The organism is Myxococcus xanthus, assembly GCF_013116825.1.
Classification (GTDB): domain Bacteria; phylum Myxococcota; class Myxococcia; order Myxococcales; family Myxococcaceae; genus Myxococcus; species Myxococcus xanthus_B.
In genome coordinates, this window is sequence record NZ_JABFNS010000075.1 from 14,519 (window position 1) to 37,757 (window position 23,239).

The following is a 23,239-nucleotide window of genomic DNA, read 5'->3' on the forward strand; positions in this document are numbered from 1 at the left end:
CCGAACTTGAAGGGGGAGGGCAGGCGTCACTGCACTACGCGGACGGCCGTGCCCTCCTTCACGTCCAGGGAGGAGTCGGCGAGCACGCGCTCGTCGGCGCCCAGCCCCTGGAGGATGCGGACGTAACCAGGCAGCACTCGCTCGACGCGCACATCCCGCTTGCGCACCGTGCCGTCCTGCACCACCCACACGAAGCCCTCCTGGCCCCGGGCGCTGACGGCCTGGGTGGGGAGGAAGAGGCCCTTGTCGTCGGCCTCGCCCGCGCTCGAGAAGTCCAGCTCCACCAGGGCGCCGGGACGCAGCGCCGTGGAAGGCTCACCCACCACGTCGGCCAGCACCTCCACCGTGCGGTTGGTGGCGTCCACCACCGCGCCCACGACGGCCACCTGCACGTCGAAGCGCGCGCCGCTGGGGCTCAACGTGCCCTGCGTCTTGCTGCCCACGCGGACCTTGTCCACCACGGACTCGGGGACCTGCGCGCGCACTTCCAGCCCCGTCGTGTCGACGATGCTGAACACCGGCGTGGAGGGCGTCATCGCCACCGAGTCACCGATGTTCTTCGTGCGGGCCGTGATGACGCCGTCGAAGGGGGCGACGATGGAGTGGTCGCGCAGCATCTCCTCCGCCAGCCGCAGCCCGGCGGCGGCCTGGGCGGCCTGCGCGGCGGCCTGCTTCTGGCCAATCACGGCCTGATCCAGCCCCGCGGCGGCCACGCCGCCGGACTCCGCCACCTTCCGGGTGCGCTCCAGGGAGGACGTGGCCAGCTCCAGCGCCGCGTCCGCCGCCTGCTTCACGGCGCGCGCCTGCTCCACGCTGATGGCGACGTTGGAGGCGTCCAGCACCGCCAGCACCTGGCCCTTCTTCACCTTGTCACCCACCCGCACGTTCATCTTCGAGATGGTGCCGGTCGCCTGGGGCCCCAGGACCGCCTCGTTCTTCGAGCGGATCTGCCCCGTCACGCGGGTGACGTCGGCGCTCAGCTCCGTGGCTGGAGTGATGGCGCGCACGCCCAATGCCGCGGGACCCGTCTGCTCCGGGAGGGCCGGCTTGTTGCTGGCCTTGCCACAGCCCGTCGTCACCACCGCTGCCACTGCCGCGGCCATCCACATGCGTCGAATCACGGTCGTCATGCTCCTGCCGGTCACGGGGCTCTTGTCCCCTGGGAGACACAGCCGGGCCGGCTTCTACATGGAAAGTCTGCGCCCCGGAAACTACAGTCTCTGAACTGTCTGTCAAGGGGATACTCCGGAGTGCGGACTATCTTCTCCCCGGCACGTCTAACGGCCGTCCGCCGAGCGGGCAGGTGAAAATGACACGACGCGGTGCGTCCGTCCTCTGTCCTCAAGGAGGGGCGCGGTGTGCCTGGGCCGCGGTGCTTGTGGCACCTAGAGGCCCCTGTTATTGATTCAAGAATCAATCCTTTCGCGCCGAGGACACCCCATGCCCCACCCGTTCACCGAGGAACACGAGGCCTTCCGCAACACGGTGCGCAGCTTCGTGGAGAAGGAGATGACGCCGCACGGCCTCGAGTGGGACCGGGCGGGCATCTTCCCCAAGGAGCTGTTCCGCAAGGCGGGGGACCTGGGCTTCCTGGGCATCAACCACGACCCGAAGTACGGCGGCAGTGGGCTGGACTACTGGTACGTGACGGTGTTCGCGGAGGAGTTGAGCCGCAGCCTCAACGCGGGCGTGAACATGGCGCTGCTGGTGCAGAGCCAGATGGCCACGCCCATCATCAACGAGATTGGAACGGACGAGCAGAAGCGCGAGTTCCTGGAGCCGGCGCTGAAGGGTGAGAAGATCGCCGCGCTGGGCGTGAGCGAGCCGGGCTGCGGTTCGGACGTGGCCAGCATCAAGACGACGGCGCGCCGGGACGGGGATGACTACGTCATCAACGGCTCGAAGATGTGGATCACCAACGGCACGCGGGCGGACTTCATCACCCTGGCGGTGCGCACGGGCGAGGCCGGCTACGGCGGCATCTCCCTGGTGACGTTCCCCACGGACGTGAAGGGCTTCGGCGTCTCCAAGAAGCTGGACAAGGTGGGCAACCTGTCCTCGGACACCGCCGTCCTCTACTTCGAGGACTGCCGGATTCCGGCCCGCTACGTGTTGGGCGAGGAGAACGAAGGCTTCTACCACATCATGACCAACTTCCAGGGTGAGCGCCTGGTGGGCGCCATCACCACGGTGGCGGGCATGGAGCGGATGGTGGAGGACTCCATCCGCTACGGCAACGAGCGCGAGGCCTTCGGCCGGCCGCTGATGAAGTTCCAGGTGTGGCGCCACAAGTTCGTGGAGCACCTGACGGCCATCGAAGCGGCCAAGCGCCTGACGTACCACGCGGTGGACCTCTTCGACCGGAAGGAGAACCCGGTGAAGGAGGTCTCCATGGCGAAGCTGTTCGCGGGCGACCTGGCCCAGCGCGTGGCCTACGACTGCCAGCAGTTCTACGGCGGCATGGGCTACGTGGAGGAGACCTCCATCGCCCGCATGTGGCGCGACGTGCGCCTCATCACCATCGGTGGCGGCACCTCCGAGGTGATGAAGGAGATCATCTCGAAAATCTACGGCTTCTAGCGCCGCGCGCTCAGGTGCCGTGGCCCAGGCTCATCCCTTCCAGGGGCTTGGGCCCGCTGTCGAGCTCGGCGTGCATGACGGTGTCGTCACGCACGCCCTCCCACTTGGACACCACCAGCGTCGCCACGGTGTTGCCGATGACGTTGGTGATGGCCCGGGCCTCGGACATGAAGCGGTCCACGCCCAGCAGCAGGGCCACGCCTTCCACGGGCACCTTGCCGTTGAGCGCCGCCAGCGTGGCCATCAGCGTGATGAAGCCCGAGCCCGTCACGCCCGCCGCGCCCTTCGACGTCAGCAGCAGCACGCCCAGCAAGGTGAGCTCCTCGCCCAGCGAGAGGTCCACGTTCACCGCCTGGGCGATGAAGATGGCCGCCATCGTCAGGTAGATGCACGTCCCGTCCAGGTTGAACGAGTACCCGGTGGGCAGCACCAGCCCGACGGCGCCCCGGTCGCAGCCCAGCGTCTCCAGCCGCTTGAGCAGCCGGGGCAGCGCGGACTCCGATGACGACGTCCCCAGCACGAGCAACAGCTCGCTGCGCATGTAGCGCAGCAGCTTCCACAGCGAGAAGCCGGACAGCCGCGCCACCAGCCCCAGCGCCAGGAACACGAAGAGGGCGCAGGTGACGTAGACGGCGATGAGCAGCCGGCCCAGGGAGCTGAGCGATTCGACGCCGAACTTGCCCACGGTGAAGGCCATGGCGCCGAAGGCGCCCAGCGGCGCCAGCTTCATGATCATCCCGACGATGCCGAAGAAGACCTGCGCCAGGTCATCCGACAGGTCGAGCACGCGCTGCCCCAGGTGCCCCAGGCGGGTGAGCGCCACGCCCGTCAGCACGGCGACGAGCAGCACCTGGAGCAGCTTCCCCTCGGTGAAGGCCGACAGGAAGTCATGCGGGATGATGTCCAGGAGGAAGGGGATGGTGCCCTGCTGCGACGCGGACGCGCGGTACTGGGTGATGCCGGAGGTGTCGATCTGCGCCGGGTCGATGTTCATCCCCGCGCCGGGCTTCAGGGTGTTCACCACCACCATGCCCACGACGAGCGCCAGCGTCGTCAGGACTTCGAAGTAGATGAGCGCCTTGAGGCCGATGCGGCCCACGTGCTTGAGGTCGCCCATCTTCGCGATGCCCGCGACGATGGTGAGGAAGATGACCGGTGCGATGATCATCTTCACCAGTTTGATGAAGCCGTCGCCCAACGGTTTCATGGACTCGCCCAGGTCGGGCCGCAGCCAACCGAGGATGATGCCCACCGCGATGGCCAGCAGCACCTGGACGTACAGATTCTTCAACCACCGCATCCGCACCCCTCTCTCGGGAGGGCGCGGACTATAGCGCCCCGGTTCGGCGCTTCGTTGGCGCCAGGCGCCGGCGGACCGCGGGACTTCGGGTGGCGGGCTGCGTCACTTCTTGCGGAACAGCGCCTCCGCGGCGTTCAGCAGGGCATCCCGGCTCTCCTTCTCATGGATGCCGCCTTCGCCAATCTGGAACAGCTCGCAGAAGTTCGCGCCGTCCTTGTCCTTGGGGACCTCGGCGAAGGGCTCCTTGCACTCCTTCGCCACGCCCAGGTCGAAGTGACGGCAGTTGCGGCACGAACGGATGTCCTCGCCGCAGTGGGGGCAATGGTCACGCCGGCCTACCTGGTTCGCGATGATGTCCAGTCGGTGTCCACAGTGCGCGCAGCCGGGCATGGCCTCCTCCATGAAGCGGGGACGCCATTGTGCCAGCGGGCCGCGCCCGGCGGCGAGCGCTCAGCGCTGCGGACTGGGCATCAACGCCTGGACGGGCTCCGGGGAGGTGGACTCCCGGGCGGCGCCTTCGTGTGCCCTGCCGCCCGTGGCATCGAGCAGCTGGTCGTTCAGCCGCTTGAGGAGGAACAGGAGGTACGCGGAGACGGCGGCCAGCGCGGCGATCAGCACGCCCAGCAGCATCCCGCGTTGCCATCCGTGAGCCTTCTCCAGGATGGCCCGGCGCTCCGCGAACGTCTTCAGTTGCGCATCCGCCGCGGCGCCGTCGAACCGGGTCGCGTAGTCCTCCGCCTGGGCGGTGCCGCGCTCCATCAGCCACTGGCCCTGCACCTGGAGGGCGTCCGCGCGGGTGTAGCAGTAGGCAGCGCCCCCAGCCGACAGCAGGGAGATGCACAGCGCCGTCATCACGCTCCGGGTCGTGCCCATCCTACGTCCTCCGGACTGGCCGTTGCACGGGGAGTGACACCCGCGACTGCTCCGGCTTCCCGAAGACAGTAGCGGATGCTAGGGAGCCCCCCTGACATGGGCAAGCCCTACCGTCCTAAAGACCACTATTTCCAGAAGGCCAAGCAAGAGGGCCTGCGGGCACGTTCGGCCTTCAAGGTCGATGAACTCATCAAGCGCTTCCCCATGGTGAAGAAGGGGCACGTCGTGCTCGACCTGGGGGCGGCGCCGGGAGGTTTCCTCCAGATATTGGCGGACGCCGTGGGACCGAAGGGCCGCGTCATCGGCGTGGACATCGTCGACATCCGGCCCTTCAGCCAGCCCTTCGTGCAGACGGCGGTGCTGGACGTGCTCGCGGACGACTTCGACGCGAAGCTGACCGAGCTCCATGCCGGCCCCTTCGACGCCGTCATCTCCGACATGGCGCCCAAGACGAGCGGCATCAAGGCCACCGACGAGGCGCGCAGCCTGCGGCTGGCGGGCAAGGCGCTGGAGTTGGCCGCGGCGCGGGGCCGGCCCGGGTCGTCCTTCGTGGCCAAGGTCTTCATGGGCCGGGACTTCGAGGACTTCCGCAACCAGGTCCGCGCCCTCTTCGAAGAGGTGAAGGTGGTCCGGCCGGAGGCCACCCGCGGCGCGAGCATGGAGGTCTACCTGGTGGGGCTTCGCCGCCGTGCGCCAGAGGCCCCGGAGGCGAACTGACGTTCATTGTGGAACGTTCGGGTGTCCAGCTGTGTCTAGAGTGCCGACATGCATCGGACCCCCTGGACCCGCGCACCCATTGTTCGCTTCTGGCTGTTCGCCCTGCTGCTGTTGACCTCGCCCGTGCTGGGGCAGGGCAAGGCGCCGCCTTCGTGGAAGGCCATCGAGGGGATGGTCGAAGCGCAGAAGCTGGAGGCCGCCGCCCAGGGCGCCGAGGCCCGACTGGCGCAGGCGAAGTCCAGGGGCGACGAGGCCGAGTGGACGCGCGCGCTGGTGCGCACGGTGCAACTGCGCGCCGACTTGCATGGCTACGAGACGGCGGTGCGCTTCCTGCGCGAGCAGCCCTGGCCCAAGGGCACGTTGCCTCGCGCGACGCTGAACCTCTTCTACGCGAACGCGCTCGTCGCCTATGCGCAGGCCTACGGCTGGGAGGTGCGCCAGCGCGAGTCCGTGGCGTCCTCCGGGCCGGTGGACCTCAAGGCGTGGACCTACGAGGAGATTCTGACCGAGGCCCAGCGGGCCTACGAGGAGGTGTGGAAGCAGCGGCAGCAGCTCGGCGGTGAGCCCCTGAAGGCGCTGTCCGAGTACGTGAAGCCCAACACCTATCCGGAGGGGCTGCGCTCCACGTTGCGGGATGCCGTGTCGTACCTGCGCGTGTCGCTGCTGACGGACAGCTCGCACTGGGGGCCCGAGCAGGCCAATGCGGTGTACCGCCTGGACCTGGGCGCGCTCCTGGAGGGGACGCCCAAGGTGGCGCTGACGGACCCCGGCGTCCATCCGCTGGTGAAGGTGGCGGCGGTGCTCGGGGACCTGGAGGCGTGGCACCAGTCCGCGGGGCGGCGCGAGTCGGCGCTGGAGGCCCGGCTGCAGCGCTACACGGTGCTGCACCAGCACTTCACGGACACGGCCGACCGGACCCGCATCCGGCAACACCTGGCCGCCTTGCTGCCCGCGTTCCGCGACGTGCCCTGGTCGACCATGGGGCAGGCCCAGCTCGTGGAGATGGAGCGCGCGGCGGACCACGCGGTGCGCGCCCACTCGCTGGCGAAGGCGTGCGCGGCCACCTACCCCCAGTCCACGGGGGCGGAGCGCTGCCGCGTGCTCATGGCCGCCATCGAAGCGCCCGAGTTCAGCATGGGCTCGATGGCGTCGGACGGGCCGCGCCGCCGCTCCGTCGAGGTCACCCACCGCAACGTGTCCATGCTGCACTTCCGTGCGTACTCCGTGGACCTGGAGAAGCGGCTGGCCCAGGTGGATGACTACAACCTCATGCCGGACGGCGCGCCGTTGAAGGCCCTGGTGAAGGGCCAGCGGCCGGTGGCCACCTGGAGCGTGCCGCTGCCGAAGACGGAGGACTTCCGGGAGCACCGCACCTTCGTCACGCCGCCGCTCACGGCCCGGGGGACGTACGTCATCATGGCCTCCGCCCACGAGGACTTCCGCGCGACGAACAACCGCATCGTCGCGGCGTACCTGACGGTGACGCCCTGGGTCATCGTCGCGCGGCCCTCGAACGGGGACCTGCTGGAGGTGCGGCTGGTGGACGGCGACACCGGCGAGCCCGTGCCGAAGGTGCCCCTGCGCCTCATCCGCGTCGACTACAGGCAGGGCTTCAAGGAGGCGGCGCGCATCCTCTCGGACGCGGACGGCGCGGCCACCTTCGACTCGGTCCCGGGCGATGGCTACCGCAGCTACGTCCTGGTGGCCGGCGTCGGACGGAACGCGCTGCTGCACCCGGGCCAGGTGCCGTTCTACGAGCGCCACCAGCCCGGGGAGGTCCATTCGGCGCTCGTCTTCACCGATCGCGCGGTGTACCGGCCCCAGCAGAAGGTGCTGTGGAAGGCGGTGGCCTTCAGCGGCCGGGGCGAGCAGGCGCGCTATCAGACGCTGGCGGACCGCCCGCTCCAGGTGACGCTGTTCGACCCGAACCACCAGGTGGTGGAGTCCCGGGAGGTCCGCACCAACGACTTCGGCTCCGCCGCGGGCGAGTTCACGATTCCCACCGGCCGGATGCTGGGGGCGTGGTCCGTGATCGTGAGCGCGGGGGGCCGCGCGGCGATTCGCGTGGAGGAGTACAAGCGGCCCACCTTCGAGGTGACGCTGAAGGACGCGAAGGCGCAGCTGCGCCTCAACCGGCCCGCGACGTTCCAGGGAGAGGCCCGCTACTACTTCGGCATGCCGGTGACGTCCGGCTCCGTGCGGTGGCGTGCGTACCGCGAGCCGGTGCTGCCCTGGTGGTGGTGGGGCCCGCCGTCCGGCTCCTCGCAGCGGCAGGTGGTGGCGACGGGCACGTCGCCGCTGGGCGCGGACGGAGGCTTCACCATCGGCTTCACCCCTGAGGCGGATGAGCGGTCCGCGGCCACCCCAGGGCTGACGTGGAACTACCGCATCGAGGCGGACGCGACGGACGAAGGCGGTGAGACGCGCTCGGCCAGCCGGGCCTTCCGGCTGGGCTTCGTCGCCGTGGAGGCGCGCGTGGACCTGGACACGGGGTTCCTCCGCGAGGGCACCGCGGCCGAGGTTCGGCTGACGCGCTCCACGCTGGATGGCGCGCCGCAGCCGGGGCCGGGCAAGTGGCGGCTGGTGGCGCTGAATCAGCCCGCGCAGCCCCTGCTGCCCGCGGACGAGCCGCAGGGCCTGCCGGAGTACAAGGACCCCGAGGCGGTGTTCACGCCCACGCCTGGAGACAACCTGCGTCCTCGGTGGTTCGGCGCGTATTCGCCGGAGTCCACCATTCGCGGCTGGACGGATGGGGCCCAGCAGGCGGCCGGCTCGGTGCAGCACGACAAAGAGGGACTGGCCGTGCTGAAGCTGCCGTCGCTCAAGGCGGGCGCGTACCGGCTCCACTACGAGACGACGGACGCCTTCGGTCAGACGTACACCGTGGGGCGCGAGCTGGTGGTGGCCGGGAAGACGACGCCGCTCGCCGTGCCCGCGATGCTGGTGGCCGAGCGGGAGACGGCGCGGGTGGGGGAGGTGGTGCGGTTGATGGCCGTCTCGGGGCTCAAGGGACAGCCGCTGCTGCTCGACATCTATCAGGGAGAGCGGCGCATCTCCCGGCGCAAGCTCACCGCGGGCCAGTCGTCCGGAGTCGTGGAGGTGCCGGTGACGGCGGAGCTGCGCGGCGGCTTCACCGTGGCGCTGTCCACGGTGCGTGACTTCCAGTTCCTGCTCTTCTCGAAGTCCATCTTCGTGCCCTGGGACGACAAGGAGCTGCAGCTGGAGTTCGCCACCTTCCGCGACACGCTGCGCCCGGGCGCGAAGGAGACCTGGCGCGTGACGGTGAAGGGGCCGAAGGGCGCGAAGGTGGAGGCGGGCACGGCCGAGCTGCTCGCGTACATGTATGACCAGTCGCTGGACTTGTTCGCGAAGCAGACGCCGCCCAGCGTGGCGTCGCTGTATCCCCAGCGGCACACCTCCGTGGACATGCAGTCGTCGGCGAGCCAGGGGGACACCCGGTGGGTGGTGAACGCGCGATATGGCGAGGTGCCGAGCTGGACACCGCCCGCGCCTGACGCCTTGCTCTTCGGGGAGGGCTTCGAGGTCGGCGGTCCAGGTCGTCGGCGGATGCGGCAGATGGTTCGCGGTGGGATGGGCGGCATGCGGGAGAGCGCCGTGCCAAGGGCCACCATGGCGCCAGCGCCGGGCGCCCCGCCGCCCCCGCCGCTCGCCGAGGCGCCTGTCCGGGCCGAAGCGAAGATGCAGGCGGACAAGGAAGAGGGCTTTGGCAGCCGGGGCGCGACTCCGGACGCGCCGCAGCCGCTGCGCTCCAACTTCGCGGAGACCGCGTTCTGGGCGCCCCAGGTGCTCACCGGGGCGGATGGCTCGGCGACGCTGGAGTTCACCGTGCCGGACTCGGTGACGGCGTGGAGCGTCTGGGTGCACGCCGTCACGCGTGACTTGAAGGGCGGCTCGTTGCAGCGCGCCTCCCGGAGCGTGAAGGAGCTGATGGTGCGCCCCTATGTGCCGCGCTTCCTGCGCGAGGGCGACCGCGCGGTGTTGGAGGTGATGGTGAACAACGCGGCGTCGCGCCCGATGCAGGGCACGCTCACGTTGGACATCCAGGACCTGGAGCTGCAGAAGAGCGTGCTGTCGGACTTCGGCGTCCAGCAGGCGTCGCAGTCCTTCCGCGTGGAGGCGGGGAAGGGGACGCGCCTGCGCTTCCCGCTCACCACGCCCACGCGGGTGGGGCCCGTTGCCTTCCGGGTGGTGGCGCGCTCGGAGAATCACAGTGATGGCGAGCTGCGCCCGCTGCCGGTGTTGCCGGGCCGAATGCACCTGGCGCAGTCACGCTTCGTGACGCTGAAGGGCAAGGACTCCAAGACGATGCAGTTCGAGGACCTGCGCGCGGGCGGCGACCCGACGCGGGTGAACGAGCAGCTGGTCGTCACGGTGGACACGCAGCTGTTCTATTCGGCGCTCCAGGCGCTGCCGTACCTGGTGGACTACCCCTACGAGTGCACGGAGCAGACGCTCAACCGCTTCGTGTCGACGGGTATCCTGTCCAGCCTGTACGGGCAGTACCCGTCGGTGGCGCGGATGGCCAGACAGCTGAGCGAGCGCCCCACCCAACTGGAGACGTGGGACGCGGTGGACCCCAACCGGAAGATGGCGCTGGAGGAGACGCCCTGGCTGGAGATGGCGAAGGGCGGCGCCGGGCCGGAGGCCGGTCTGGTGAAGGTGTTGGACCCGAAGGTCGCCGCCGCCGAGCGCACGTCCGCGCTGGCGAAGCTCCGCAAGGCGCAGACGTCTAGCGGCGGCTTCCCCTGGTGGGCGGGGGGGCCTCCGTCGCCGTACATGACGCTCTACATCGTGCATGGCCTCTCTCGCGCGATGGAGTTCGGCGTGGAAGTCCCGCCGGAAATCACCCGGGGCGCCTGGGGCTACCTGGCGCGGCACTTCCGGGAGGAGTACGCGACGAAGCTGATGAAGGAGGAGCGCGGCTGGGAGTTCCTCACGTTCCTCAACTACACGGCCTCCGCGTATCCGAACGCGAGCTACACCGGTGAGGCCCTCACCGCGGCGGAGCGGGAGCGGATGCTCGCGTTCAGCTACAAGCACTGGAAGAAGCACTCGCCCTACCTCAAGGGCTACCTGGCGCTGACGCTGAAGCGCGCGGGGCGCGGCGCGGACGCCAACCGCGTGTGGGAGAGCGTCATGGACTCGGCGAAGACGAGTCCCGAGCTGGGCACCTACTGGGCGCAGGAGGACCGCAGCTGGCTCTGGTACAACGACACCACGGAGACGCACGCCTTCGCGCTGCGCACGCTGACGGAGCTCAATCCGAAGGACGCGCGCCGCGAGGGCCTGGTCCAGTGGCTGCTGCTGAACAAGAAGCTCAACCACTGGAAGTCCACTCGCGCCACGGCGGAGTCCGTGTACGCGCTGGTGAAGTACCTCCAGGCGGAAGGCGCGCTGGGCGTGCGCGAGGACGCCCAGGTGACGGTGGGCCCGCGCGTGGTGCGCATGTCCTTCGCCCCAGACGAATACACGGGCAAGAAGAACCAGGTCGTCGTGCCCGGGCCGGAGTTGAACCCGGCGACGATGAGCTCGGTGGTGGTGGAGAAGACGACCCCGGGCTTCGCCTTCGCATCCGCGACGTGGCACTTCTCCACGGAGAAGCTGCCGGACAGCGACCGCGGGGACTTCTTCCAGGTGTCGCGGCGCTACTTCCTGCGCGAGCGGCAGGGGAAGGACGCCAGGCTCGTGCCGCTGGCCGAGGGCGCCGTGGTGCTCCCCGGAGACGAAGTGGAGGTGCAGCTCTCCCTGCGCGCGAAGCACGCGGCGGAGTACGTGCACCTGAGAGATCCGCGCGCCGCGGGCCTGGAGCCGGAGAACGTGCAGTCCCGCCACCGCTGGGACTTGGGCATCGTCTGGTACGAGGAGACGCGGGACTCCGGCACGAACTTCTTCTTCGAGCAGCTGCCCGCGGGTGAGTACACCTTCAAGTACCGGCTGCGCGCCAACATGGCCGGCCAGTTCAAGGTGGGCCCCGCCACGGTGCAGTCCATGTACGCGCCGGAGTTCACCGCGTACTCGGCCGGGGCGGTGCTCACGGTGGGCGCGGCGAAGTAGCGCGGTCCACCCCGGGGAGTGGGCCCTTCAGCCCGGGCTCATTCCCCGCAGGTGGCCTTGTCGTCCGTGGGATGCAGGGTGGCGATGCCGTAGGTGCCATTGCGCGTGCCGCACCAGATGCGCCAGTTCGTCCCGCCCAGGTCCGGCGCCGAGTACACGCCGCCTTCCTTCTTGGCCCCGCCACGCGCGCAGCACCGGGCGAAGGCGCGCGTGCCAATGGACATCAGGCCCACCGCGTCCGGCGCGCGTGAGAAGCCGCCGACGCGCTTCTCACCGCAGGACCAGGGCGCCACTCCCTTGAAGCGGATGAGGTAGGCGTCACCCTTCAAGGCCCCGGCGCCGCGCACCGGGCCCTGGTAGCAGAGGCGGCCCTCCGCCTCGAGCTGGGCATAACGCGGCAGGAAGTGCAGGCCGCCAATGGGGCCTCGCTGCCAGTCGTCGCCGCAGAAGACGTGGGTGAAGGCGTTGCGAGGCCCGGTGCTGACCCAGAGGCCCGTGAGCCAGTCGATGTTGGCCTGCCGCGCGCCGGGCCGGCCCGCCACGGACAAGGCCCGCTGGAGGCGCGGGTCGTCGTAGTGGCGCGAGAGGAATCGCCGCACGTCGCCTTCACTCACGCTGACGTCGGGGCGCGCGGGGCACAAGTCCAACACCTCGCGGTCCATGGCGGACAAGGGCGGCGGCTTCGCGAACAGGGGCGCGCTGTCACACGTCGTCGCGCAGCCGGTGGCCGGCTTCCAGCTCGCGGAGCCGGCCAACTCCTCGTCGCCGTCGTTGTCCGCGTCACGCGCTGCCACGTTGCCCGCGGGGCCCCGCATCACCACCTGCCGCGCCGAGTGGGCCCGGTCCGCGGCCACCAGGGCCGCCGCGGTTGGAGCGGCGGGCGCGGTGGACTCCGGCGCGCCTTCACAGAGCACCCAGCCTTCGGCGGACGCGCCGCTCAGCTTGCACCAGGCGCGGTTGGGGCCGCCCTTCTTCAGCAGGGGGTAGGGCCTCCCGGCCTCCACCGTGAAGACGACCTTGCGGGACTCGGGCTGCTCGAGGGCGTCCACCGTGACGTCGGACACGAAGACGCCGCGGCCCGCGAGGGCCGGCAGCGAGGCACCCAGCAACAAGGCGAGGCAGGGGAGGGAAAGACGCATGGCGCTCGGGAGTGTACAGCAGTCCCCGCCCTGCCCCTCAGAGGAGGGGCAGGGGGGCATGTCCTGCGCCTGCGACGGCCGTCACCGGCCGGAGATTCAACCGAGCTTCACGCGGGCTGCCTTCAGCTTGCCCACCTGCACCGTGTACTCGCCGGCGCCCAGCTCCGCCTTGACGTCCTGCACCTTCTCTCCGTTGACGCGCACGCCGCCCTGCGCCATCAGCTTGCGCGCCTCGGTGGCGGACGCGACCAGCTTCGACTCCGGCAGGAGCTTCGTCACCGGCAGCTTCTCCGCGCCGCCCAGGGACACCTCCACCAGGGGCAGCTCGTCCGTGGACAGCTCCTTCTTCGCGAAGCGCTTCTCGAAGTCCTCGGCGGCCTTCTTCCCGGCCTCCTCGCCCTGGAAACGCGCCGTCATCTCCTGCGCGAAGCCGACCTTCACCGCCTTGGGGTGCAGCGCGCCGGACTCCACCTGGGCGCGCATCTCCGCCAGCTCCGCCCGCGTCTTCGCGGAGAGCAGCTCGTAGTACCGCCACATCAGGTCGTCGGTGATGCTCATCAACTTGCCGAAGATGGTGTCCGCCGGCTCGTCGATGCCCACGTAGTTGTCCAGGCTCTTGGACATCTTGTCGCCGACAATCTTCCCGTCGACCGTCTTCGCGTTGAGGCCCTCCAGGATGGGGCCCGTCATGATGACCTGGGGCGCCATGCCCTCTTCCTTCATCAACTGGCGGCCCACCAGCAGGTTGAAGAGCTGGTCCGTCGCGCCCAGCTCCACGTCCGCCTTGAGCACCACCGAGTCGTAGCCCTGCAGGAGCGGGTAGAGGAACTCGTGGATGGAGATGGAGACCTCGCTGCGGAAGCGCTTCTTGAAGTCGTCGCGCTCCAGCATGCGCTGCACGGAGTAGCGCGAGGCCAGGCGGATCATCCCTTCCGTCCCCAGCGAGTCCAGCCAGCTGGAGTTGAAGCGCACCTGCGTCTTGGACTCGTCCAGCACCTTGAAGACCTGCTTCTTGTAGGTCTCCGCGTTGGCCTTCACCTCGTCACGCGTGAGCGCCGGGCGCGTGGCGTTGCGGCCCGTCGGGTCGCCAATCAACCCCGTGAAGTCACCGATGAGGAACACCACCGTGTGGCCGAAATCCTGGAAGCGCCGCATGCGCGTGAGCAGCAGCGAGTGGCCCAGGTGCAGGTCCGGCCGGCTCGGGTCGAAGCCCGCCTTGATGACCAGCGGCTTGCCGGTGTCATACGAGTACTGAAGCTTCTTCTTCAGGTCCTCGGGCACGTGGAGGTCCACCGTGCCACGGGTCACTTCTTCGAACTGCTCCTCGGGGGTCGCCTTGCGCAGCGCGTCCGGATTCATGGCGCCGCAAGCTACCCGAAGTGCGTCGGCCGTGGACGCACTTCCTCCAAGGGGTTTCAGGTGCCTGGCAGGTGCTCACGCACGCGGTGGATGCTCCGGCCCCGTCCGGTGGCGTCGTCGATGTCCACCACCACGCCTTGCAGGTAGACGAGCCGCTCCGCCACCTCATAGGGCGCCGGCTTGCCCAGGAAGCGCGCCAGCGAGGACTCCTTCTTCATGCCGATGACGGAGTCCAATGGCCCGCACATGCCGACATCCGTGATGAAGGCCGTGCCACCGGGGAGGATGCGCTCATCCGCCGTCTGCACGTGTGTGTGCGTCCCCACCACCACGGACACCCGCCCGTCCAGGTGGACGCCCATGGCGTTCTTCTCACTGGACGCCTCGCAGTGCATGTCCACCAGGATGCAGGGCGTCTGCTGGCGCAGCTCCTCCACCAGCCCCTCCACCACCTCGAAGGGGCTGGCCTCGGTGCGCATGAAGACGCGCCCCTCCAGGTTGATGACACCCAGCGCGCGCCCATCCGGGAGCTTCACCACGCTGTGGCCCTTGCCCGGCGTGCCCTTGGGGTAGTTGGCCGGACGCAAGAGCAGGTCCGGATGCTCCTTCACCCAGGGGAGGATGGCCTTCTTGGAGTAGAAATGATTACCGCTCGTCAGCAGCTGGACGCCGCTGTCGAGCAGGTAGTGGGCCGTCTCTGAAGTAATGCCCGAGCCCTGGTCGCTGTTCTCCGCGTTGGCGACCACCACGTCCACGCCGTGCTGCGCGCGGACCCTCGGAAGGAGCGTGCGGACCGCCTGGAGACCCGGGCGGCCCACCACGTCCCCCATGAAGAGGACTTTCACGTATCGAGGAAGTCCCAGTCGCGGTACAGGCCGCGCAGGGACTCAGACTCCGTTACGACCAGGTCCATGTCGACGTCATCCCCGGTCGTGGGCAGCACGGGGACGACCTGGTCATTGAAGGCCAGGCCCACCCGACGACTGCGCTGACTGGCCGCGCGGAGGGTGGCGTCGTAGTAACCGCCCCCGCGCCCCAGCCGCTTGCCTTCCCGGGTGAAGCCCAGGCCCGGCACCACGAAGAGGTCAATCTGGTCCACCGCGATGAGGTCCGCGGAGTTGGTGGGCTCTCGCACCCCCAGACGTCCCGGTTCCAGCTCGCTTTCCGACTTGATGGCACGGAACGAAAGAATCCGCCCGTGAACATGTGAGAGCGGGTAGCAGACAATCTTGCCGTCTTGCAACGCCGCAATCAGGATATCCCGGGTTGGCACTTCCCCCCGAATGGGGGCGTACAACGCCACCGTGCGCGCCTTCTGATAGTACGGCGCCGCCAGAAACCGAGACTGAACCTTGAGCCCCCGCGTATCGATGAGGTCCGGCGTCATCGCCTTCCGGCGCGCCGTGAGCTCCTCTCGCAGGGTCTGCTTCCTCGCCGCCGCCTCTTCCACCACCGTCTCGCTCACCGACGCCGCTCCAAAGAAAAAGTCCCCCGCAGCATGGCCGTGTGCCCGGCGTCCATTGAACCCTCAAAAGCCAGGTGGGGACCGAAGTCATGCCTCCGCAGGCTTCCCTCATCCCCCGTGAGGAGGGAGGGCTTGCACATGGAGACCGAAACGGACCCCGGAATGGACGTATCGGTTCGAATTTCTGCCGAGCATCACGCGCCCCGCAGGGGACAGCCCTTGAACAAAGCTACAGTGCTTCCAAATCCTCGAATCTATTGGGAATTCCCGCCAGAGTCTTTGGAAATGATAAGGACGGGGGGCGACGGGGTCAAGGCATCCTCGCGCGTTTACAAGGCAGGCGCGGGACCTCTATGATGGAAAGAGCCCGAATCCACCCACATATGCCGCCCTCGCTATTGAACAAGGGTCTTGCGACGGTTCTTTCCGTTGCCTCCGGCCTCGCGTGGGCGGGACCGCCCACGGTGTCGAGCTCCTATCAAGGGGACTCCTATGGCGTGGTGTCCCTGCGCATGCAGGGAGACCAGCTGGTGGGGGTCGCGACTGGCGGACCCTGCGGATTCGAACCCGACACGGAGGTGCTCTCTGGCGAGTTCCAGGACAACGTCCTGGTGGGCCAGGTGTTGCTCTGTCAATTGGGGCCCCACTGCGAGCCGCGGGTGAATCAGCCCGCGCTGGTCGTGTTCAACCCGGACGACGGGGTGATGACGGCCCTGTTCCGGTTGAAGGACGGTTGCCGCTCGCCGGTGTTGAAGAACGACTCCCTCCTGCTCCTGCGGCCGTTGTCCCGGGACGCGGAAGCGGTGGTGCCGGCGCGCGCGGCTTCGGCGGCCACGGCCTCGGCCGCCTCGACCACGCCGGATGGCGCGAGCTCGTCCGCGGCGCAGGTGGCCGCGGGACTGGGCCGGCAGGGCGAGGTGTCACCCTTGGAGGAGGGGCAGCGCCAACTGGCCGCGGGCAACGCGGCCGTGGCGCAGCGCCACTTCGAGCTGGCCCTGTCGAAGGACCCCCGCAGCGCCGCCGCGGTGGTGGGCCTGGGGGCCAGCCAGCTGATGCTCAATGACGTGAGCCGCGCGGTGAAGACGCTGGAGGCGGGCAGGGGGTTGGGGCGCGCGGACGTCCATCTGTGGCTGGCCTATGCGTATCAGCGCGAAGGCAACCGCAGCCGCTCGCGCGAGTCGCTGCGCAAGGCCTTCGAGCAGGGCTGGATGCCCGCGGGGCGCGCGGCGGAGGCGGTGGCGGAGCAGGCGCTGCGCGAGGACATCAAGGACATCGAAACCCTCATGCAGCAGCAGCGGACCCGGAAGCGGGTTCCCGTCCGCCCGTCGGCGGGGGTTGGAAACACCACGCCGTGAGCCAGCCGACTTCCCCGCAGAAGACCACGCGGGTCTTCGGCAACTACGAAGTCCTCTCCGTGCTGGGCAAGGGCGGGATGGCGGAGGTGTACCGGGCCCGGGTGTTGTCCGGCCCGCGCGAGGGCTGGACGGTGGCGCTCAAGCGCCTGTTGCCCGCGCTGACGAGGGATCCAGAGTCCGTGTCGTTGTTCGCCCGCGAGGCGCAGCTGTCCAAGCAGCTCCACCACCCGAACATCGTCACGGTGCTGGATGCCGGCGCGCTGGAGGGCATCTACTTCATCGTGATGGAGCTGGTGGACGGCCGCGACCTGGGGCAGATCCTCCGGCGCTGCAAGGTGCGCGGGATTCCACTGCCGCTCGACTTCGCGGTGTACCTGGGCAAGGTGCTGCTGGAGGCGCTCGCGTACGCGCACTCCGCCACGGGGCCCCAGGGTGAGCGGCTGGGCATCGTCCACTGCGACGTGTCGCCGTCCAACCTCTTCATCTCCCGCGTGGGCGAAATCAAGCTGGGCGACTTCGGCGTGTCGCGCGTGCTGGTGGACGGCAACCTCCAGGGCGGCGAAGTGCTGGGGAAGCCCTACTACCTGTCCCCTGAATCGCTGCTCGGCGAGGTGAGCCCAGAGGCCGACCTGTGGGCTGCCACGGTGGTGCTCTACGAGCTGCTGACGCTGGAGCGCCCCTTCACCGGCACGACGCCGGATGCCGTGTTCAACGCCATCCGCGCCCGGCAGTACCGACCCCTGCGCGAGCTGCGGCCCGACATCCCGGAGGCGCTGGAGGCCGTGGTGGCTCGGGCCTTCGCGGAGCGCCCCGAGGACCGCTTCCCGACAGCGGAGGAGTTCGCCCAGGCGCTGACGCCCCACTACGACGAACGCGTGGGCACGCCGCTGGCCATCGCCGCCGTGGTGCGCGGTCTCTTCGGCGCCAGTGACGAGGCACCCGCCGCGCCGTCGCCCAGCGGAACGCCGCCGACGCCGGGCTCGCGCGCGGGGTAGGGGAGCAGGCATCCTGGTGTCCGCTCCACCGTTCCTCCCTACCTTCCAGGACGATGACGACCTTTCCTTCCGCCGCGCGGTGTCGCGTGGAGGGAGGAGTCCAGATGGTCAACGAGCCCAAGCAGCCGAAGCCGGAGCCGTCCGCACCCGAGCCCGAGGAGAGCGCGCGTCCGCGGCCCTCCAAGGCGGACGAAGCCCGGGAAGATGGGATGCCCGGTTATGGACAGCCCGATGAGGACGTGCGCGAGCAGTCGCTTCCGGAGCAGTCCTGGTAGCGATGCAGGGCGTGAAGCGCGGGTTTCGCTCGCGCGTGTCCAACAGCGTGCATCTGGCGTGTGACGGGGCCCTGTAGTCCGATGCAGAGGCTTGGCCCTGCGCATCCGGGTTGTTAGTTCTCGAAAAAGGGAGCGCGCTGAAAGTGTTCCTGGGCGCGCTTCTTCCAACCGCCAATACAAGTGATGGCTCCTGAATGGATCGCCGGACGTGGTCGCTCTTCGAGACGGGCATCCCGAGTTTCGACACGCTGCTGGGCGGAGGCATCCCCAGGCGACAATCCATCATCGTGGCTGGAGATCCGGGCAGCGGGAAGACGGTGCTGTGCAGCCAGATGGCCTTCCTCGCCGCGGCGCGAGGCCTGCCCGTCGTGCTGGTCACCGTCACGTCCGAACCCCATGACAAGCTCGTGGGCGAGCTGAGCAGCTTCAGCTTCTTCAAGGAGGAGCTGCTGGACGAAAAGCTCTTCGTGATGAGCGCCTACTCATCGCTCAAGCAGGGCGCGAAGGAGACGCGGGACCTCATCATCCAGACGGTGCGCAAGCGGGGCGCGAAGCTGCTCTTCATCGATGGCCTTCGCTCCATCCGGGACCTCTGGCAGGACGAGGCGCGCCTGCGCGAGTTCCTCTATGAGCTGGGCATTGGCCTGGCCGCGGCGGATTGCGTCGGCCTCTTCACCACCGAGTACCCACTGGAGAAGCTGCTGACGCTGCCCGAAGCCACCACGGTGGACGGCATCGTCTCCCTGGCGGTGGTGAAGCACGGCGCCCGCCGCATGCGCCGCGTGGAGGTCGTGAAGCTGCGCGGCCGGCCACACCTGTCGGGGGAGCACCTGATGCGAATCGACGGGGACGGGGTGTCCTTCATCCCGCGCCTGGAGTCGCTGGTGTCCGTTGGGAGGGACGTGGAGCCGCCCGAGGAGCGCGTCAGCTTCGGGTTGCCGGAGCTGGACGTCTTGATGGAGGGCGGCCTGCCCCGCACGAGCGCCACGCTGCTCGCGGGCAGCATGGGCATTGGCAAGACGCTGCTGGCCGCGCACTTCGCGGTGGAGGGGGCGCGCCGGGACGAGCACTCCCTCTTCGTCTCGTTCCATGACTCCACGGAGTCGCTCGCCGCTCGGGCGCGGCGCATCCAACTGGACGTGTCGCGCTTTGTGAGGAGCGGGCTCCTCATCTACCTGTACATCCCGCCGACGGAGCAGGAGGCGGACCTGGTGCTGGACCGCATCTTCCAGGAGGTTGAGCGGCGGAACGTGAAGCGGCTCGTCATCGATGGCCTCACGACGCTCGAGCAGTCCATCACCGAGCGGGAGCGCAGGCCGCTCCTCCTGGGGGCGCTCGCGGAGAAGCTGCGCCGGAAGGGGGTGACGACGCTGTACACCCGGGAGGTCTCCAAGGTGGCCGGCACGGAGCTCGACTTCAGCGACGCGCCCGTCTCCATCCTCGGGGAGAACTTGCTCCTCCTGCGCTACGTGGAGCTGCGCGGGCGCATCCACCGCATCCTGTCGGTGCTCAAGATGCGCGACAGCAAGTACGACAATGAGTTGCGCGAGTTCCGAATCGCCGACTCGGGGATGAAGGTGCTGGCGACGATGCGCTCCGCGGAAGGGCTGCTGACGGGGCAGGCCCGGCCCATTGGGACGAGCATCGGGGCCTCGGAATGAGTGGCGTCCTCATCGCGGAAGACGAGGAAGCGCTGCTCGAGGTCTTCGCCGAGGTCGTGGAGGCGCTCGGCTACCGCGCCATCCGGGCCCACAATGGCGAAGACGCGCTCATGCTTGCGCGCACGGAGCCGCCAGACCTGGTGGTCAGCGACCACATGATGCCCCGCCGCACGGGGATGGAGCTGCTGCGCGCCATGCGGGCGGAGCCGAGCCTCGCATCGGTTCCCTTCGTGCTGCTGAGCGCCGCGCGGCCCGCGGGGAGGGAGAAGGCGGACGTCTTTCTCGCCAAGCCCGTGGACCTGAGCGCTTTCGAAGAGGCCATCACCGGTGCGCTTCGCTCGAGGCCCCCCGTGGCCGTGCCCACCTTCCCCGAGCCGAAAGCCTCCACGGACACGCGCAGGGGGGGCTTCCTGGCCCGTGAGGAGGTGCTCAACTGGGTGGCCCATGAGCTGAAGACGCCGCTCTCCTCGGCCCGCCTCAACGCCCAGGTCCTGCTGCGCAAGGTGGAGAAGCGGGGCGAGGACGATGAGGTCCGTTCGGTGGACGCCGTACTGCGGCAACTGGATCGGATGAACCACCTCATCTCCTCCATCCTGGACGCCTCGCGCCTGTCCGAAGGCAAGGTGGAGCTGAGGCCCAGGCAGTGCGACCTCGCCGTCTTCCTCCGGGAACTCATCCAGGAGTGGCGCGACCTGGAACCGCAGGTGGACTTCGTGCTGCGGGGCGCCGAGGAGCCCGTGTTCCTTCCCTTCGACGGGGAGCGGGTGCGGCAGGTGCTCAACAACCTGCTCTCCAACGCGGTGAAGTACGGGGGTGAGACACGGCGGGTCGAACTGGGTCTCTCTCTGCACCCCGGGCTGGTGGACATCCACGTCCGGGATTGGGGGATCGGCATCTCCGCGGGGGCGCTTCCCTCCGTCTTCGAGCGCTTCCAGCGGGCGGACGGTGAGCCTGCCCAGGGGCATGGCCTGGGGCTCTACATCGCCTCGTCGCTGGCGAAGCTGCACGGCGGCTCGTTGTCGGTAAAGTCCGTGCTGGGGGAGGGGGCGACCTTCCACCTTCGGCTGCCCCTGAGCCGGCGCTCCGTGTCCTAGCCGGCCAGCGCGCGGACCTGCGGCACGTGCCGCACGAGCGCGTCCACCACGCGCGCCACGTCCGCTTCCGTCGTGCCGGGGCCCATGCTGAAGCGGAGGCTGCCTCGAGCCTGCGCGGGCGACAGGCCCATGGCCCGCAGGACATGCGACGGCGTCAGCGTGCCGGACGCGCAGGCGGCGCCGGAGGACACGCAGATGCCCTCCAGGTCCAGGGCGATGAGCAGCGACTCACCCTCCACGCCGTCGAAGCGCAGGTTGCTGGTGTTGGGCACGCGCGGGGCCGCGCCGCCGTTGATGTGCACGCCGGGCAGTCGCGCCGTCACCTCCCGCTCGAATGCATCGCGGAGCGTGGTCAGCCGCGCCGTTGTCTCAGGCAGCTCCGCATCGGCCAACGCGAGCGCCAGCGCCAGCGCCTCCGCGTAGGGCACGTTCTGCGTCCCTCCGCGGCGGCCGCCTTCCTGGTGGCCCGGCGTGAGCGCGCGGACGTCCACGCTCTTGCGAACCATCAGCACGCCCACGCCCGGAGGGCCGCCGAACTTGTGCGCGGACAGGGACAGCAGGTCCGCGTCCACCTCGCGCAGGGACAGGGGCACCTTGCCCGCGGCCTGAACCGCGTCCGTGTGGAACAGCACGCCGCGCTGCCGGCACGCGCGCGCGACCTCCCTCGCGGGCTGGAGCACGCCCGTCTCGTTGTTGGCCCACATCAACGAGCACAAGGCCACGTCCGGCGTCAGGGCCGCCAGCATGTCGGCTTCGCGCACGCGCCCGTCCGGACCGGGCGCCACCCGCACGACGTGGGCGCCTTCCCGCTCCAACTGCGCCGCCGCGCCCAGCAGGGCGGGGTGCTCCACCGCGGAGGTCACCACCCGCCGCCGCTCGGGATGGGGCCGCAGGTGCCAGGCGCCCACGAGCGCCAGCGCGTCCGCCTCGCTGCCGGAGCCGGTGAAGCTGACTTCCTTCGGCTCGCAGCCGAGCACGCGGGCCACCTTCGCCCGTGCCGCGTCCAACCGGGCCCGGGCCGCGCGGCCCTCCTGGTGCACGCTGGACGCATTGCCATAGCCGCTCGACGCGAAGGCGCGCGACAGCAGCGTCGCCACCTCCGGTCGCACCGGCGCGGCCGCGTTGTAGTCCCAGTACGTCACGAGTCCTGCGCGTACAGCAGCGACACCGGCCGCTCGTCGGCGACGCCGAACGCCTCCAGGAACTTGGCCACCAACTCGCGCTTGAGCGCCTTGCGCTGCGCCAGCTTCCCGGACAGCGGCAGCCGCGCGCCGGCCATGCTGCCGTGGCCGCCGGACGAGCCGCCGTAGTCCTCGCAGATTTCGCGGATGAGGCGCCCCGCGTTCATCCGCCGGTCCTTGACGCGCAAGCTGAGGAAGAGCTGGTTGCGGTACGTCCCGAAGGCCAGCGACCACTTCATGCCTTCGAGGAACATCAGCCGCTCGGCCACCTCCGCCACCATGTCCGGGGAGTAGACCTCCTCCAGGTCGGTGATGATGGCCGTCCCGTACACCTTCGCCCGCTCGTAGGCCGTGTGGTACAGCTGGAAGTAGCGCGCGGGCAGCTCGGGGTGCTCAATCTGCGCCAGCAGCGTCTTGTCCATGCGCGGGAACAGCCACAGGTAGCTGTCCACGTCCGTGGGCGTCGTCTCCCGGCCCAGGTCGCGCGTGTCCGCCTTGATGCCGTAGAACAGGGCGGTGGCCACCTCCGTGGAGGGCTCCAACCGGGCCGCGCGCAGGTACTCCACCAGCATGGTGGACGTGGCTCCGAAGTCACCGCCCACGTCCGCGAAAGGGGCCTCCAGGCTCTCCTGGCGCAGCGGATGGTGGTCCACCACCAGGTGCGCTCCCAGGCGCGCGGGCAGGGAGTGGTTGCCTACCTTGGGCTGCGTGTCCACCAGCCCGAAGAGGTCGTACTCGTCGAAGTCGATGGTCGACACGTGTGAGACGGGCAGGCGCAGCACCTTCACGAAGGCGATGTTCTCCGCCCGGCCGATGATGCCGCCGTAGCCGATGTGGGCCTTCAGGCCCGCCTTGCGCTCGAGCAGGTGCGCCAGGGCCACCGCCGCCGCCAGCGAGTCCGGGTCCGGATTGTCGTGGGTGAGGATGAGCGCCTTGTGGTGGCCCTGGGCCACTCGCAGGAGCCGTTCCAGCTTGTCACGGGCTGGCATATGGGCCAGCCGCGGTGGCGGGGGCTCCGTCAGCTCGCCTCCCGAGCTTCCGGTTCCGCGGCGGCTGTTGAGGGACTGTGTCACGGGCATGGGTATGCTTCTTACTTCCTCCCGTCCAGGGATTCGAGGATCCGGGGGCTGTTGCCAACACCCCAATGGTGTCGACGGACCCCGCATCCTT

At 69.3% G+C, this 23,239-nt stretch carries 18 protein-coding genes and 1 other RNA gene; 8 read left to right on the forward strand and 11 right to left on the reverse strand.

The window, feature by feature from the left end; translation table 11 throughout:
• Positions 1–26: 26 nt before the first annotated feature.
• Positions 27–1,130 (reverse strand): efflux RND transporter periplasmic adaptor subunit, encoded by a 1,104-nt coding sequence (locus HNV26_RS21715; RefSeq protein WP_171442986.1) that lies wholly within the window; start codon positions 1,128–1,130, stop codon positions 27–29.
• A 310-nt stretch (positions 1,131–1,440) separates the two neighbouring features.
• Here HNV26_RS21715 and HNV26_RS21720 point away from each other — a divergent pair, with 310 nt between their 5' ends.
• Complete coding sequence (locus HNV26_RS21720; protein ID WP_011553025.1) at positions 1,441–2,580, forward strand: acyl-CoA dehydrogenase family protein; 1,140 nt, start codon at positions 1,441–1,443, stop codon at positions 2,578–2,580.
• Positions 2,581–2,590: 10 nt separating this feature from the next.
• On the opposite strand, the gene dctA is transcribed toward HNV26_RS21720, so the two are convergent.
• The 3 genes from dctA to HNV26_RS21735 all read right to left on the reverse strand — a co-directional run bounded on the left by dctA (position 2,591) and on the right by HNV26_RS21735 (position 4,753).
• Positions 2,591–3,880, reverse strand: coding sequence for a C4-dicarboxylate transporter DctA (gene dctA / locus HNV26_RS21725; protein ID WP_171442985.1), 1,290 nt, complete (start codon positions 3,878–3,880; stop codon positions 2,591–2,593).
• Positions 3,881–3,982: 102 nt separating this feature from the next.
• Positions 3,983–4,270 carry a hypothetical protein gene (locus HNV26_RS21730; protein WP_171442984.1) on the reverse strand — a complete coding sequence of 96 codons (288 nt, stop codon included), beginning with the start codon at positions 4,268–4,270 and terminating at the stop codon, positions 3,983–3,985.
• A gap of 60 nt (positions 4,271–4,330) precedes the next feature.
• Positions 4,331–4,753 (reverse strand): hypothetical protein, encoded by a 423-nt coding sequence (locus HNV26_RS21735; RefSeq protein ID WP_171442983.1) that lies wholly within the window; start codon positions 4,751–4,753, stop codon positions 4,331–4,333.
• A 75-nt stretch (positions 4,754–4,828) separates the two neighbouring features.
• On the opposite strand from HNV26_RS21735, the gene HNV26_RS21740 reads away from it, so the two are divergent.
• The gene (locus HNV26_RS21740; protein WP_171442982.1) at positions 4,829–5,470 is read left to right on the forward strand and encodes an RlmE family RNA methyltransferase; all 642 of its coding nucleotides are present in this window, start codon (positions 4,829–4,831) and stop codon (positions 5,468–5,470) included.
• Positions 5,471–5,518: 48 nt separating this feature from the next.
• The gene (locus tag HNV26_RS21745; protein ID WP_171442981.1) at positions 5,519–11,545 is read left to right on the forward strand and encodes an alpha-2-macroglobulin family protein; all 6,027 of its coding nucleotides are present in this window, start codon (positions 5,519–5,521) and stop codon (positions 11,543–11,545) included.
• A 38-nt stretch (positions 11,546–11,583) separates the two neighbouring features.
• Here HNV26_RS21745 and HNV26_RS21750 read toward each other — a convergent pair whose 3' ends face one another.
• The 5 genes from HNV26_RS21750 to ssrS form a co-directional block, all read right to left on the reverse strand.
• Positions 11,584–12,684 (reverse strand): hypothetical protein, encoded by a 1,101-nt coding sequence (locus tag HNV26_RS21750; protein ID WP_253816874.1) that lies wholly within the window; start codon positions 12,682–12,684, stop codon positions 11,584–11,586.
• A 96-nt stretch (positions 12,685–12,780) separates the two neighbouring features.
• Positions 12,781–14,043: a tyrosine--tRNA ligase gene (tyrS, locus tag HNV26_RS21755; protein WP_171442979.1), complete on the reverse strand. Its 1,263-nt coding sequence runs from the start codon at positions 14,041–14,043 to the stop codon at positions 12,781–12,783.
• Positions 14,044–14,099: 56 nt separating this feature from the next.
• Positions 14,100–14,888 (reverse strand): TIGR00282 family metallophosphoesterase, encoded by a 789-nt coding sequence (locus HNV26_RS21760; protein ID WP_171442978.1) that lies wholly within the window; start codon positions 14,886–14,888, stop codon positions 14,100–14,102.
• The gene (locus HNV26_RS21765; protein ID WP_002639727.1) at positions 14,885–15,508 is read right to left on the reverse strand and encodes a 5-formyltetrahydrofolate cyclo-ligase; all 624 of its coding nucleotides are present in this window, start codon (positions 15,506–15,508) and stop codon (positions 14,885–14,887) included. Before HNV26_RS21765 ends, HNV26_RS21760 begins: the two co-directional genes overlap by 4 nt.
• 19 nt (positions 15,509–15,527) lie before the next feature.
• Positions 15,528–15,723, reverse strand: a non-coding RNA gene (gene ssrS / locus HNV26_RS21770) — 6S RNA.
• A 249-nt stretch (positions 15,724–15,972) separates the two neighbouring features.
• Between ssrS and HNV26_RS21775 the strand changes: the two genes are divergently transcribed.
• From HNV26_RS21775 to HNV26_RS21795, 5 genes are all read left to right on the forward strand, one after another.
• Positions 15,973–16,863 (forward strand): tetratricopeptide repeat protein, encoded by an 891-nt coding sequence (locus tag HNV26_RS21775; RefSeq protein WP_366816917.1) that lies wholly within the window; start codon positions 15,973–15,975, stop codon positions 16,861–16,863.
• Positions 16,860–17,858 carry a serine/threonine-protein kinase gene (locus HNV26_RS21780; RefSeq protein WP_171442976.1) on the forward strand — a complete coding sequence of 333 codons (999 nt, stop codon included), beginning with the start codon at positions 16,860–16,862 and terminating at the stop codon, positions 17,856–17,858. The genes HNV26_RS21775 and HNV26_RS21780 overlap by 4 nt, the downstream gene beginning before the upstream one ends.
• A gap of 53 nt (positions 17,859–17,911) precedes the next feature.
• A complete protein-coding gene (locus HNV26_RS21785; RefSeq protein WP_253816875.1) occupies positions 17,912–18,133 on the forward strand; it encodes a hypothetical protein in 222 nt (73 codons plus the stop codon).
• Between the two features lie 194 nt (positions 18,134–18,327).
• Complete coding sequence (locus tag HNV26_RS21790; protein ID WP_171442975.1) at positions 18,328–19,794, forward strand: ATPase domain-containing protein; 1,467 nt, start codon at positions 18,328–18,330, stop codon at positions 19,792–19,794.
• Positions 19,791–20,888: an ATP-binding response regulator gene (locus HNV26_RS21795; protein WP_171442974.1), complete on the forward strand. Its 1,098-nt coding sequence runs from the start codon at positions 19,791–19,793 to the stop codon at positions 20,886–20,888. Before HNV26_RS21790 ends, HNV26_RS21795 begins: the two co-directional genes overlap by 4 nt.
• On the opposite strand, the gene HNV26_RS21800 is transcribed toward HNV26_RS21795, so the two are convergent.
• On the reverse strand, positions 20,885–22,030 hold the full coding sequence (locus tag HNV26_RS21800; protein ID WP_171442973.1) for a cysteine desulfurase family protein: 1,146 nt from the start codon (positions 22,028–22,030) through the stop codon (positions 20,885–20,887). The genes HNV26_RS21795 and HNV26_RS21800 overlap by 4 nt on opposite strands.
• Positions 22,027–23,148: a DHH family phosphoesterase gene (locus HNV26_RS21805; RefSeq protein ID WP_171442972.1), complete on the reverse strand. Its 1,122-nt coding sequence runs from the start codon at positions 23,146–23,148 to the stop codon at positions 22,027–22,029. Before HNV26_RS21805 ends, HNV26_RS21800 begins: the two co-directional genes overlap by 4 nt.
• Between the last annotated feature and the right edge of the window lie 91 nt (positions 23,149–23,239).